Genomic DNA, 12,640 nt, shown 5'->3' with positions numbered 1-12,640 from the left:
ACCGGGCGGATGGCGTCATCGGTCAAGACGACTCTCCCGAGCGCAGCGCTGTATCGTGACCGGATCCCAGGCCGGCGGCGGCTGGCGGGTCAGCGGAACGCGTTTGATCCATAGCTTCAGCGCCTCCCAGTGGATGGCGGTCATGACCTTCAGCGTCAGGAACGGCATGGCGGCCACTGCGCCCAGCAGGTTCCAATCGGTGAGTTCGCGACGCTCTGCGGCCACAGAGGCCGTAATCAGAACGCCCTCGGCGTCGATGCCGTCAATGGTCAGATCCAGGCGGGGGCCAGGCGCGTGACCACGAAACTCGTAGTCCATCTCCATCCCCATGAAGGGCGAGACATACAGGGCTTTCGCAGCGCCCTGCCGGATCAGCCCTGTCGTTTGATCCTCGAGCGGGACCGGAATGACGTAGGCGTGGCGGATGCCGAAGGTGCTGGTCACCTCATAGACCATCGCCGCCAGCCGATGGTCGGCATGGTGGCAATAATAGAGGCTGATCGGGTTGAAGACATAACCGAGCACGCGCGGCATGGTCAGCAGGCGGATCGGCCCGCCTTCGAGGTCCAGCCCCGCCCGACGCAGCAAGGCTTCGATGTGACGGCGCAGCCCCGCCCCCGAACCGTCGCCGTGGTCCCGGTCATGGAAGGACAGCAGGTTGAAGCGATTGCGCGAGAACAGGCGCAGCCGCCGATCCAGCCCGTCCACCTCGTCGAGATCCACCAGCAGCCAGAAAACGCGGTAATTCAGGCGATGGACGCGCGGTCGCAGCCGCCTGTGCGAGACGGCTCCGCGATAGAGGGCCGAGCCCGGCGTCACGCCGCCGCCTCCAGGGCGGTCTGCGCCGGCGGCGGCAGGTGAATACGGCCGCTCTCATCATCCACCGACCACGGGCGGCGGGCGCCGCCCAGCTGCTCGGCGACGGCGAGGCCGGACTGCAGGCCGTCCTCGTGGAAGCCCGCGCCGAAATGGGCGCCGCAGAACCAGATCCCGCCGCGCCCCTGCAGGCTCCACAATTGCTTTTGGGCCTGAAGGGCGGCCGGATCGAAGATCGGATGCTCGTAAATCTCGCTGCGCAGCAACGTGTCCGGCCGCGGCGGGCGGGGCGGATTGAGAGTGACGAACAGGTCCTGTCCTGGAAGCCCCTGAAGCCGGTTCATCCAGTAGGTGACGCACAGGCCGCCGTCGGCGCCCATGTAGTTCCAGCTCGCCCAGGCGCGTCGGCGCCGCGGCATCAGGCTCTTGTCCGTGTGCAGCACGGTCAGGTTGCGGCTGTAGCGGAAAGCCCCCAACACTTCTTGTTCGCGCGGCGTGGGCTCGGCCAGCATGGCCAGCGCCTGATCCGCGTGGGCCCCGATGACCACGTGGTCGTACCGCTCGGCGCCGCCCCGGCTGTCATGCACCACGACGCCTTCACCCACGCGCCGCACGGTCGTCACCCCGCAGTCCAGGCGAATGTCCTGGATCGCCTGCGCCAGTTGTTCGACGTAGACGCGGCTACCGCCCTCGACCGTGCGCCACTGGGGGCGGCCGACCAGCTTCAGCAGGCCATGATTGCCGCAGAAGCGGATAAAGGCCTCCGCCGGATAGTCCATCAGCAGATGCGCAGGCGAGGACCAGATGGCCGCCGCCATCGGCAGCAGGTGATCATCGCGGAAGGCCTCGCTGAACCCTTGACGCTTCAGATAGTCGCCGAGGGTCAGCTGGGGATCGGTGAGCTCGGCCAAATCCTTCGGCGCCTGGCGATAGAAGCGCAGGATCTCGCCCAGCATCGTCCAGAAACGCGGCCGTAGCAGGTTGCGGCGCTGAGCGAACAGGCCTGGCGCGGCGTATTCGAACCGCCCCTGGTCCAGAGACACGGCGAACGACATGTCGGTGACGCGCGTCTGTATTCCGAGGTGCTCGAACATAGCGATCAGATTGGGATAGGTGGCGTCGTTGAAGCAGATGAAGCCCGTGTCCACCGGGATCGCGCCGGGCGACGCGCCAGCCATAACCGTATTGGAGTGGCCGCCCAGCCGTTCGGCCTTTTCATAGAGGGTGACGCAATGCTTGCGGGACAGCAGCCAGGCCGCCGATAGCGCGGCAATGCCAGACCCCACGACGGCGACCTTCAGGGGCGCGTTGGATGGGGGGGCGGGGGATGACGACATGGTAGCTCCGGGCAAACCCGCAATTCCAGACGATGCAGGTTCCGCTGATACGACCGGAGCAGGGTGACGGATGACGATTGATCCAGACTTTTGCGCGCAGCGTATTAGGCTCCATGCATGTCGACGCTCCGTCTTTCGCATCTAGTGTTCCGCGCGGCGGCGCCATGAGCGGCGAGTCCGAGGACCCGTGCGCCCACGACCGGCTGATCGAGGCGGTGGCGCTTCGTCGCGACCGCGAAGCCTTCGCTCGACTGTTTGAACATTTCGCGCCGCGCCTGAAGGCCTGGCTGATGAAATCGGGCGCGACCGCTGCTGCGGCCGAGGACTTCGCACAGGACGCGATGCTGACGGTCTGGCGCAAGGCAGACCTGTTCGACGCCCGCAAGGCGCGCGCGGCCACCTGGATCTTCACGATCGCCCGCAACCGCCGGCTGGATATGCTCCGGCGAGACTCCCGGGCCTTGCCGACGCCTGAAATCGAGCCCAGCGAGAACGAAGCCATGCGGCCCGACGCCATACTGGCCATGGCGGACGACGCCCGACGCGTCCGCGCCGCCCTGACCCGGCTGAAGCCCGATCAGGTCGAGGTCCTGCGTCTGGCCTTTTTTATGGACAGCCCCCATTCGGAAATCGCTCAAACACTCAACCTGCCGCTGGGCACTGTGAAGTCCCGCATCCGTAACGCCATGATCAAGCTGCGCACCATCCTCGAACCCTCCGAGGAGGCGCCTCGATGAACCCCGCCCGTAATCCGTCCGAAGAGCGTCTGCTGGCCTACGCCGCCGGCACGCTGAGCCCCCCAGAGGCCGTTGTCGTTGCGGCTCACCTGGCGCTGCGGCCCGCCAACGACGCCTGGGTCCGCCGGCTCCAGAGCGTCGGCGGCGAGTTTCTGGAGACCACCATCCCGCAGACGCTGTCAGACGGCGCCTTGTCTCGCGCCATGGCGCGGATCGAAACCGACGCCGGCGAGGTCAGAGCACAAGCGCCGCTGAATGAGATGCCCGAGTTGCCGGCGCCCTTGCGCCGCTATGCGCTTGGCCCCTGGCGCTGGATCGGACCGGGCATGCGCGTACGCGACGTCCATGCGCCACGCGATGGCGACTGTAGGGTCATCCTTCTGAAAATCGATCCCGGCCGGGAGACGCCGCGCCACACCCATGGCGGCGTCGAGCTGACCTGCGTGCTGAGCGGCGCCTATGCGACCGAGACCGAGCGCTTTGAGGTCGGTGATCTGGAAGAGGCTGACGAGGACGTGCTGCACCGGCCGCGCGTGGTCTCGGATGAGCCCTGCCTCTGCCTCGTCGCTCTAGACGGGCAGATTCAGCTCGACGGCTGGCTGGGCCGGGTGATGCAGCCGTTCGTGCGGCTGTGATCTCGCTGCTGCCGCTGTGGGCTGCGGCGGCGCTCTTTCTTGTCGTCGTCATGAGCGCTGCATGGCTGGTGCAGCGCCGCACCGGCCAGGGCGGCTGGGCGGACGTCTTCTGGTCCTTCGGCCTGGGCGCCGCCGGCGTCGGCGTCGCCCTTGTCCCGGTCGGCGAGACGGCCCCATCCGCGCGTCAGTGGCTGGTCGCCGCGCTGATCGGGCTGTGGGGCTTGCGGCTCGGCTTGCACATCGCCCGGCGAACCGTCTCCGCCACGGCCGAGGACGCTCGCTATGCCCGGCTGCGTCTGGAATGGCGCGAGAACTTTCAGGCCCGAATGTTCGGCTTCCTGATGCTGCAGGCCGGCGCCGCCGCCTTCTTGGCGCTCAGCGTTCTGTTGGCGGCCCGCAATCCCACGCCGGGGCTGACCCTGCAGGATGCTTTCGCGACCCTGATCTTTGCTTGCGCCCTGCTGGGGGAAGGCGTCGCCGACCGCCAGCTTGCAGCGTTCAAGGCGGATCCGGCCAACCGAGGCGGCGTTTGCGACACTGGCTTTTGGGCCTGGTCGCGGCACCCCAACTACTTCTTCCAATGGCTGGGCTGGTGCGCGTGGTCGATTTTCGCGATCGACTTCAGCGGCGAATGGCCTTGGGGCTGGCTGGCCTTGAGCGGTGCGGCCTACATCTATTGGCTGCTGAACGAAGTGTCGGGCGTCCCGCTGCTGGAAGCGCATATGCGGCGTTCGCGCCCCGACGAATTCGCCGCCTACGAAGCGCGAACCAGCCGCTTCTTTCCCCGTCCGCCAAGGCGTTAGAGGATCCGCAGCAGTCGCGCGGCCAGGGCGCAGGCGATGGCTGACGATCCGGCGCTGACGCACACCCCCCAAGCCATGTCGATCAGCGACAGCTTGAGGCTCCAGGTCTTGAGCGTGGCGAGGTTGGTCAGGTCATAGGTCGCATAGGCGAAGAAGCCGAAAAGTCCGCCCCAGAGCAGGGCTTTCTTCCAGCCGCCCTCGGCAAGGCCCGGCATGACGGCGAAGATCGTCAGGCCGGCGGCGTATATTGCGTAGAAGGCCACGGCCGGGGCCAGGCGGAAATTCTCCGCCAGCATCGACCCGATGAACGGGCGATAGAGCCGGTCCCCCATGCTCCCTAGCCAGGCCGTGTCGATCACGGCGAAGACCACCAGGGTCAGAAGGTAGGCGATGGCGATGTTCATGGCGCGATCCCGTGGCGTTTCAGCGCAATACGTTCGTCGCCGCCGAACGGATCGTTCGCCCCTAGGCGTGGAAGGGCGTCTGATCCATCTCCGAGGAAAAGCGGCTCACTTCCAGATCGGCGTCTTGTCGCCTGGCAGGCCCAGGCGATCCCAGATGTCGTTGACCCGCTCGATGACATCCGCGTCCATGCGGATCTCCTCGCCCCATTCGCGCTTGGTCTCGGGCTCCCACTTGTCGGTGGCGTCCAGGCCGATCTTGGAGCCCAGCCCGCTCTCGGGGCTGGCGAAGTCCAGGTAGTCGATCGGGGTGTTCTCGATGACGGTGATGTCGCGCGCCGGGTCCATCTTGGTCGAGACGGCCCACATGACGTCTTTCCAGTCGCGGGCGTTGATGTCGTCGTCCACGACGATGATCCACTTGGTGTACATGAACTGGCGCAGATAGCTCCAGCAGCCCATCATCACGCGCTTGGCGTGGCCGGGGTAGGCCTTCTTCATCGACACCACGGCGATGCGGTAGCTGCACCCCTCGGGCGGCAGCCAGAAGTCGATGATCTCGGGGAACTGCTGGCGGATCAGTGGGATGAAGACCTCGTTCAGCGCCTCGCCCAGCACCGACGGCTCGTCCGGCGGGCGGCCGGTGAAGGTGGTCAGATAGATGGGGTCCTTGCGCATGGTGATGGCGCTGACCTGGAAGACCGGGAACTTCTCGACCGAGTTGTAGTAGCCGGTGTGATCGCCGTAGGGGCCTTCGTCCTCGAACTCGTCCAGCAGGACATGGCCTTCCAGCACGATCTCGGCCTGCGCCGGAACCATCAGCGGCACGGTCTTGCAGGGAACCAGCTCGGCCTTGGAGCCGCGCATCAGGCCGGCGAACTGATACTCCGACAGGGTTTCCGGCACCGGCGTCACGGCGGCCAGGATCGTCCCCGGATCGGCGCCGAGCACGACGGCGCAGGGCAGGGGCTCGCGCTTGCCCGCCTTCTTGTGCCGGGCGTAGTGCTGGGCGCCGCCGCGATGGGCCAGCCAGCGCATGATGGCCTTGTCTTTGCCCAGCACCTGCATCCGATAGATGCCCAGGTTGAAGTCGTCCTCTCGCTCGTCCGACGGCCCTTTGGTCACCACCAGACCCCAGGTGATCAGCGGCGCAGGCTCGCCAGGCCAGCAGCCCTGAATGGGCAGGGCGGTCAGGTCGATCTGATCGCCCTTCAGCACCACTTGCTGAACCGGGGCCTTCTTCACCGTCTTGGGCCGCATGGACATGACGGTCTGGGCCAGCGGCAGCATCTCCATGGCGTCGGAGAACCCGCGCGGCGGCGTCGGGTTGCGCAGGAAGGCCAGCAGTTCGCCGACTTCTCGCAGTTCGCCCGCGGTGGTGCGTGGCTTGCCCTCCAGCGTCACGCCCATGGCGACGCGCTTAACCGTGCCGAACAGGTTGGCGAGGCAGGGGATGGGGCTGATCGAGCCGTCCGGCATGACCGGCTTCTCGAACAGCACCGCCGGGCCGCCGTTGCGCAGCAGCCGGGTCTGGATCTCGGTCATCTCCAGATGGGTGGAGACGGGCTCCGACACGCGGACCAGTTCGCCGTCGGCTTCGAGGGTCGCAAGAAAATCGCGCAGGGACTTGTAGGCCATGCGCTGACGCTTAGGCGGACGCGAGCCGTCTGTCACGCCATGCGCGCTTCAATAGGCCGGGGCGTCGGACACCAGCGCCCACACTGGCAGGCGAAGGGCGCGGGTGGCGGCGTCCAGGCGGGCCGAATCCAGCCGCTGACGCCCGGTCTCGACACGGCGCAGGGCTTCAGGCGTCAGGTCGAGGGCGGCGGCCAGATCCTCGAAAGGCACACCGCGCCGGTCGCGCCAGCGGCGGATGCGGGCGCCGACGACGGCGTCGTTCGGATCGCTCGCCGGGAAATCCAGAACTGAACCCAAAGCCCCCTCCTGTGCGACCGCGAGCCTAGATCGGCGTCGCGTCAGGCATCCTGATCCCACTCAAAGGCCTCGTCCAGCCAGTCGCCGATGCGGCCGTCGGGGCGGGCCAGGGCGGAGATGCGGCCCATCTCGTCCGCCGAAAGCTCGAAGTCGAAGATGCCGAAGTTCTCGGCCGCGCGGCTCTCCTTGGTGGTGCGGGGGATGGCGGCGATACCCTGCTGGATGATCCAGCGCAGGGTGATCTGGCCGTTGGTCTTGCCGTGCGCACGGGCGATCTCGCCGATCACGGCGTCATTGGCGATCTTGCCCTGAGCCAGCGGCGACCAGGCGGTGATGGACGACCCCAGTTCACGGGCCGTCTCGATCAGCGTCCTCTGTGACAGATAGGGGTGGTACTCGACCTGATTGGTGATCAGCGGCGCGCTCGACAGGCTGGCGGCCTCGCGGAACAGGGCCGAGGGGAAGTTGGACAGGCCGATGTTCTTGGTGAAGCCCTCGTCCTTCGCCTCGTTCAGGGCGCCGATGGTTTCCGCCAGCGCCGGCGCAGGCTTGGGCCAGTGCAGCAGCAGAAGGTCCGGCGTCAGCCCCAGGCTGAGCGCCGATTCCTCTGCCTGACGCAGCAGGGCGTCGCGATGGAAATGCTCGACCCAGATCTTGGTGGTGACGAAGATGTCGTCGCGCGTAACGATCCCTTCGGCCACGGCGTCGGCGATGCCGTCGCCGACCGCCTTCTCGTTCTTGTAGATCCAGGCGGTGTCGATGTGGCGGTAGCCGATGCGCAGGGCCTCGCGCACCATGCGGCGGGCGTCGTCCGGCTCAAGCTGCCAGGTGCCGAAGCCGAGCAGCGGAATCTCCACGCCCGAGGCGGTCACGGTCGGCCGGCCCGAGAAGGAATGCGAATAGGGCATGGGGAGGCTCCGCTAGATCAGGAGCTTCGGATATAGGCGCCCGCTCAGGCCTCGCCATTGTCCAGCCAGTGGAAAACCTGATCCCACAACGGCTCCATCCCTTTGCGGAAGGCCCCCTCGTGGCCGATGCGGCGGACGCCGAAGTCGCCGGGCGCATGGACGCTGATCTGGGACGGGGCGTTGGGATAGACGCTCAGCAGGTCGCGCGCCGTGTTCGGCGTGGCGATGGGGTCGTCGGTGAAGATCCACGATCGGATCGGGGCGGTCACGGCCTCATAATGATGCGGCTTGAGCGTCGTCTCCAGCTCGCCTGAGAAGTACTCGCGCTTCAGGCACCAGCGCCGCCAGGTGGTGAAGACCCCGCGCGGCAGGTCGGTGCCGGCCCACAGGCCGCCGCCCTTTATATAGCCGTGCCGCATCAGGCTGAACGGGCCGAAACCGAGCCAGAAGAACAGCTCCAGCGGATTGTAGGCGCGGTGGTGTCCGCCCCACCAGCCGGTGCCGACCGAAAGGAAGGCGTGGCGGTCGATCCGATCCTGGTTGCTCATGATGCCCAGGAAGTGGCCGCCGACGCTGTGGCCGACATGGACGACGCGCAGGCCCGGCGCCGCTGCGATCAGGGCGTCGAGGGCGGCGGGCATGTCCAGCCGGCCCCAGTCGGGATAGTCCATCGCCATGGCTTTCAGGTCGTCGGGCCGCGACCCGGCGATGCCCCGGAAGTCATAGGTCAGAACCGCCGCGCCCTTGTCCGCCAGATGTCGGGCGAAGCGCTCGTAGAATCCCTTGGGAAAGCCGGTGCCGGACGAAACCAGCACGGCGATCCTGGGTTCGGCGGCCGAGACCAGCCGCATCGACAGCGCATAGCCGTCGGCGGCCGGGGCGGTGAAGTCGCGCGTGACGAGATCGGTCATCAGGTCCGTCCTGTTTAGAAACGAACTCTAGGCGATTGACGCTGCGTCAGGTCAAGGCTTCGCCGGTTCAGATGCCGTCGTTGGCCCCAGCGCCAGGACGCCATCGAAGGCGCCGCCACCGTAGGGCTGAAGAACGACGCCTCGCGTTTGCGCGTCGTAGGCTTCGGGCAGCGGATTGGCGCCGCACGTATCGCGCCCGCAACTCCACGTCGTTCCGCCCTGTTGAACCACGTACAGGCTGATGACCTCGGAAGACGGCAGGTGAACGACTGCGGGCGTCAGCTTCCTGCTCTCGATCATTCTCTTCTGGGCATGGATGTTGCCCACCAGGATCATCATCCGACTGTCCGGCGTCCTGCGGGCGGCGCTCGCCAAACGGTGGCCCATATCCAGTTCGTAGTAGGACTGGCTGAAGCCGGCGACGCGCGGACTGTCCGGTGCGAAGGCGATCACCTTCAGGCTCGGCGTTTCGCGTTGCATGGCGCGCAGGCGCAGCAGGAGGTCCAGCATGGCCATGCTGCCACGCCCGTCATGATGCACGAAAGGGCCGTGCGGGTAGGCGGCGAGAAGCGAGCGTGCGGCTTCGTCGCTGTCGGCGGCCATGAAGGCGTCCAGCGTCGGCTGCATGCTCTCCGAAAACTCCAGCGCGACCGTCACCGGCCCCTGCGCCCGCGCCGCGCAGACCAAAGCGGCGAAGGCGGCGGGCGTTTCCGTCGTGCCGTGCATCTCGCCGACGACGACATAACGGGTGTCGTCGTTCCAGAGCGCCTCGGCGCCGGGAACGGGCGCGCAGGTCGAGGAAGAAACGAGGGCGGCGGTTAGCAAGGTCGCGATCATGAAACTTCCTCGACAGCTTGGATCAATACGCCAGGGCGTTGCCGTCCTTGCGCATTTCGGTGGCGGCGCCGTAGGTCCAACGGCCCTGTTCGTTGATCTGCTTCATCACGTTCTGATAGCCGCCGAAGCCGCCGTCGGGCGGGCCGAGGTCCCAGCCCATGGCGGTCAGTTGCTGCTTTGTGGCTTCCGGCACGCCCGATTCGAGGTGCAGCTTGCCGATGCCCTCGGCCGGCTGGCCGGTTGGTTCGGACGAGCCGTAGTGCTGCCAGCGCGGGCTGTCGCCGGCTTCCTGGGGATCGAGGCCGTAGTCGACCATGTTGATGATGATCTGGGCCTGCCCTTGCGGCTGCATCCCGCCGCCCATGACGCCATAAGCCATCCACGGCTCTCCGTCCTTGCAGGCGAAGCCGGGGATGATGGTGTGGAAGGGCCGCTTGCCCGGCGCATAGACGTTGGGGTGGCCGTCGCTCAGGGCGAACAGTTCGCCGCGGTTCTGGAACATGAAGCCGAGGGTGCGGCCGTCGGGGCCGTCGGCGACCAGGCCGCCGCCCATGCCGCGATAGTTGGACTGGATCCAGCTGACCATCATCCCGTCGCTGTCGGCCACGCTGAAATAGGTCGTGTCGCCCTGCGTCGGCGCGTCGCCGGGGAAGACGCGGTCCATGACGCGGTTGGGGTTGATCAGCTTCGCCCGTGCGGCGGCATAGGCCTTGGAGTTCAGCCACTCGGTCGGAGCCTTGGCGAAGCGCTCGTCGGCGAAGTAGCGGGCGCGGTCCTCGAACGCCAGGCGCTTGGCCTCGGCCTGAACGTGGATCGAGGCGGCCGACTGGAAGCCCATGGCCTTCAGGTCGAACTGCTCGCAGATGTTCAGGATCTGGTTGGTCGACAGCCCTTGGGTGTTCGGACCCAGGGAATAGACCTCGACCCCGCGATAGGTGGTCATCAGCGGCTCGACCCATTCGGTGCGGTGGGCGGCCAGGTCGGCGCGGGTCATCCAGCCGCCGATGCGCTTGAAGTAGCGCTCGATGTGGTCGGCGATGGCGCCGTCATAGAAGGCGTCGCGTCCGCCCTCGGCGATCATGCGGTAGGTGCGGCCCAGGTCGGGATTGGCGAAGACCTCGCCCGTCTTGGGCGTGCGGCCGCCGTGGATCCAGACCTTCTTGCGGTTGTCGTTCTCCTCGATCGTCGCGGCGCTGCGGTCGAAGCCGGCCATGTTGCGTTCGAGGTAGTAGGCCACGACCTGCGGCACGGGCACGCCCTGTTCGCACAGTTCGGCGACCGGCAGCAGCACGTCCTTCCACGGCAGCTTGCCGTAGCGCTGGTGCGCGCTCCACCAGGCGTCGACGGTGCCGGGGACGTTGACCGTCACGGCGCCGTAGCGCGGCAGGTAGCCGTCGCGCCCCGCCTTGCCGCGCGCGGCTTCCAGCGACAGGCCGCGCGGACTGGCGCCCGAGCCGTTGAAGCCGACGACCTTCTTCTGGGCCGGGTCCCACATCAGGCCAAAGGCGTCGCCGCCGATGCCGTTGGCGGTCGGCTCCAGAAAGCCCAGGGCGGCGTTGATGGCGATGGCGGCGTCGATGGCCGAGCCGCCGCGCCGCAGGGTATCCAGCCCGATCATCGTGGCGGCGGGGTGGGCCGTGGCGGCGGCGCCGTTGGCCCCCCAGACGGTCGAGCGGCCGACGAAGCGGGGCCCGGTGATGCGGTCGCCGATGCCGACGCCGGCATAGGGGTCCGGCGCAGGGGCGGGCTGAACGGACGCCGGCTTGGCGACCGGCGCGCCAGCGGGCGCCTGTTGGGCGCGGGCGGCGCCCGCCATCAGGGCTCCGGCCGGCAGGGCGGACAGAAAAGTGCGACGACGCATGATGATTTACTCCCCCTCGTTCGAGGCGCGCATTGAGGCCGGAACAGGGGGAGGGCGCAAGCCGCAGACAGGCTTCGGGCAAAAGAAAAAGGGCCGCCCGAGGGCGACCCTTTTCACGTTCAGCTGAAGACCCGATCAGGTGATGTCTTCGTTCAGCAGGCCGACCTTGAAGTAGCCGTTCTCCTGCAGGGTGTTCATGACTTCCATGAACTGATTGTATTTCACTTCCGGCTGAGCGCGGACGAAGACGCGCTCGTCGCGGCAGTCGGCCACGGCGCCCTGGGCGGCGCAGACGTCGGCGGCCAGCTTGGCCAGGGTGGTTTCCTGTTCAGCGATGAACAGCGAGCCGGATTCCTGGATGGTGATGTACACCGGTTCCTTGGGCTCGGCGTTGTCGGCCGGCGGCGTCGCCGGCGGCAGGTCCAGGCGGATCGACACGGTGGCCATCGGGGCGGCGACCATGAAGATGATCAGCAGCACCAGCATGATGTCCACGAACGGCGTCACGTTGATGTCCGCGTTCTGCGCCGCCAGCTTGCCGCTGCCGCCGCGGCCGCCCGAAGAAAGTTTCGCGCCCATTACGCCCTCATCTCCATCAAGGCCCGCACCCTCCGGCGGACCACACTGAAAGTCTTGCTCGTCTCTTGGCGTCCTGAGACGAGCTTGTAAAGCCGTCGAATGCGAGGAAATGACGCCGCCGGGGGAATAAGATTGCGAATTCGGCGCAGGCCCGCCTTGGCCGCGATCAATTCAGCCCCGCTTCCCGCCCCGTTAAGCTCAGCCTCGGGCCAGCTTGAGGAATCGCTCGGCCAGGGCCGGGTCGTTCTTGAAGGCGCCGGTGAAGCGGGTGGTGATGGTCGAGACGTGGCGGTGATGCACGCCGCGCGTCGTCATGCACTGGTGCGCCGCATCGACCAGCACGGCCACGCCCTTGGGCTGCAGGTGCGATTCGATGGCGTCGATGATATCGTTGGTCAGGGTCTCCTGGTTCTGGAGACGGCGGGCGAAGATCTCGACCACCCGCGCCAGCTTGGAGATGCCCACTACCTTCTCGCCCGGCAGATAGGCGACGTAGGCCTTGCCCAGGAAGGGGGCCAGGTGGTGCTCGCAGTGGCTCTCGACCTCGATGTCGCGCAGGATGACCATGTCGTCATAGCCGGTCACATCCTCGAAGGTGCGGCTCAGCTCCTTGCCCGCGTCGGCGTCATAGCCGTCGAACCATTCGCCATAGGCGTCGACCACGCGCTTGGGCGTGTCGAGCAGGCCGGGGCGGTCGGGGTTGTCGCCGGCCCAGGCGATCAGGGTGCGCACGGCCTCCAGAGCCTGTTCGCGGCTGGGACGCTGGGGCGCCTCATTGGCGACGAGGACGGGCTTGGCGGGGGTGCTGCTCATGAAACGATCCGGCGGCGGCGAGAGCGCCTGTTCAGAATACTATTATATATGGACTTGGGCGCGCGGC

14 protein-coding genes are annotated in these 12,640 nt (G+C 67.1%); 3 read left to right on the top strand and 11 right to left on the bottom strand.

The annotated features are described in order from the left end of the window. Nucleotides 1-15: 15 nt before the first annotated feature. Together H9656_RS06465 and H9656_RS06460 are read right to left on the bottom strand one after the other, a co-directional pair. A complete protein-coding gene (locus H9656_RS06465) occupies nucleotides 16-819 on the bottom strand; it encodes a DUF1365 domain-containing protein (protein ID WP_191743352.1) in 804 nt (267 codons plus the stop codon). Next, nucleotides 816-2,153, bottom strand: coding sequence for an NAD(P)/FAD-dependent oxidoreductase (locus H9656_RS06460; protein WP_191743351.1), 1,338 nt, complete (start codon nucleotides 2,151-2,153; stop codon nucleotides 816-818). Before H9656_RS06460 ends, H9656_RS06465 begins: the two co-directional genes overlap by 4 nt. Before the next feature lie 164 nt (nucleotides 2,154-2,317). Here H9656_RS06460 and H9656_RS06455 point away from each other — a divergent pair, with 164 nt between their 5' ends. From H9656_RS06455 to H9656_RS06445, 3 genes are read left to right on the top strand one after another with little or no spacing between them, the layout of a single operon-like run. Next, on the top strand, nucleotides 2,318-2,890 hold the full coding sequence (locus tag H9656_RS06455) for a sigma-70 family RNA polymerase sigma factor (RefSeq protein WP_225212251.1): 573 nt from the start codon (nucleotides 2,318-2,320) through the stop codon (nucleotides 2,888-2,890). Further along, complete coding sequence (gene chrR / locus H9656_RS06450) at nucleotides 2,887-3,525, top strand: cadmium/peroxide/UV radiation responsive anti-sigma factor ChrR (RefSeq protein ID WP_191743349.1); 639 nt, start codon at nucleotides 2,887-2,889, stop codon at nucleotides 3,523-3,525. Before H9656_RS06455 ends, chrR begins: the two co-directional genes overlap by 4 nt. Continuing rightward, nucleotides 3,522-4,328, top strand: coding sequence for a DUF1295 domain-containing protein (locus H9656_RS06445; protein WP_318240601.1), 807 nt, complete (start codon nucleotides 3,522-3,524; stop codon nucleotides 4,326-4,328). The genes chrR and H9656_RS06445 overlap by 4 nt, the downstream gene beginning before the upstream one ends. On the opposite strand, the gene H9656_RS06440 is transcribed toward H9656_RS06445, so the two are convergent. The 9 genes from H9656_RS06440 to folE form a co-directional block, all read right to left on the bottom strand. Next, a complete protein-coding gene (locus H9656_RS06440; RefSeq protein WP_191743348.1) occupies nucleotides 4,325-4,732 on the bottom strand; it encodes a DUF2177 family protein in 408 nt (135 codons plus the stop codon). The two genes, H9656_RS06445 and H9656_RS06440, sit on opposite strands and share 4 nt — an antisense overlap. Before the next feature lie 105 nt (nucleotides 4,733-4,837). Further along, on the bottom strand, nucleotides 4,838-6,367 hold the full coding sequence (locus tag H9656_RS06435; protein WP_191743347.1) for a UbiD family decarboxylase: 1,530 nt from the start codon (nucleotides 6,365-6,367) through the stop codon (nucleotides 4,838-4,840). 48 nt (nucleotides 6,368-6,415) lie between these two features. Further along, nucleotides 6,416-6,664 (bottom strand): helix-turn-helix domain-containing protein, encoded by a 249-nt coding sequence (locus tag H9656_RS06430; RefSeq protein ID WP_119412963.1) that lies wholly within the window; start codon nucleotides 6,662-6,664, stop codon nucleotides 6,416-6,418. Between the two features lie 41 nt (nucleotides 6,665-6,705). Further along, nucleotides 6,706-7,572, bottom strand: a complete 867-nt coding sequence (locus tag H9656_RS06425; protein WP_191743346.1) for an aldo/keto reductase — start codon at nucleotides 7,570-7,572, stop codon at nucleotides 6,706-6,708. Nucleotides 7,573-7,616: 44 nt separating this feature from the next. Next, nucleotides 7,617-8,483 (bottom strand): alpha/beta hydrolase family protein, encoded by an 867-nt coding sequence (locus tag H9656_RS06420; protein WP_191743345.1) that lies wholly within the window; start codon nucleotides 8,481-8,483, stop codon nucleotides 7,617-7,619. Nucleotides 8,484-8,534: 51 nt separating this feature from the next. Next, on the bottom strand, nucleotides 8,535-9,320 hold the full coding sequence (locus H9656_RS06415; RefSeq protein WP_191743344.1) for a hypothetical protein: 786 nt from the start codon (nucleotides 9,318-9,320) through the stop codon (nucleotides 8,535-8,537). Between the two features lie 22 nt (nucleotides 9,321-9,342). After that, the gene (locus H9656_RS06410) at nucleotides 9,343-11,181 is read right to left on the bottom strand and encodes a gamma-glutamyltransferase family protein (protein ID WP_191743343.1); all 1,839 of its coding nucleotides are present in this window, start codon (nucleotides 11,179-11,181) and stop codon (nucleotides 9,343-9,345) included. A gap of 135 nt (nucleotides 11,182-11,316) precedes the next feature. After that, entirely contained in the window at nucleotides 11,317-11,760 is a 444-nt protein-coding gene (locus H9656_RS06405) for a biopolymer transporter ExbD (RefSeq protein WP_191743342.1), read from the bottom strand. A gap of 198 nt (nucleotides 11,761-11,958) precedes the next feature. Beyond that, nucleotides 11,959-12,573 (bottom strand): GTP cyclohydrolase I FolE, encoded by a 615-nt coding sequence (gene folE, locus H9656_RS06400; protein WP_088411897.1) that lies wholly within the window; start codon nucleotides 12,571-12,573, stop codon nucleotides 11,959-11,961. Between the last annotated feature and the right edge of the window lie 67 nt (nucleotides 12,574-12,640).

The sequence above is a fragment of the Brevundimonas guildfordensis genome (genome assembly GCF_014836405.1).
GTDB lineage: Bacteria > Pseudomonadota > Alphaproteobacteria > Caulobacterales > Caulobacteraceae > Brevundimonas > Brevundimonas guildfordensis.
Note: the sequence above shows the minus strand (reverse complement) of the source record. Positions and strands in the feature narration are given on the sequence as shown.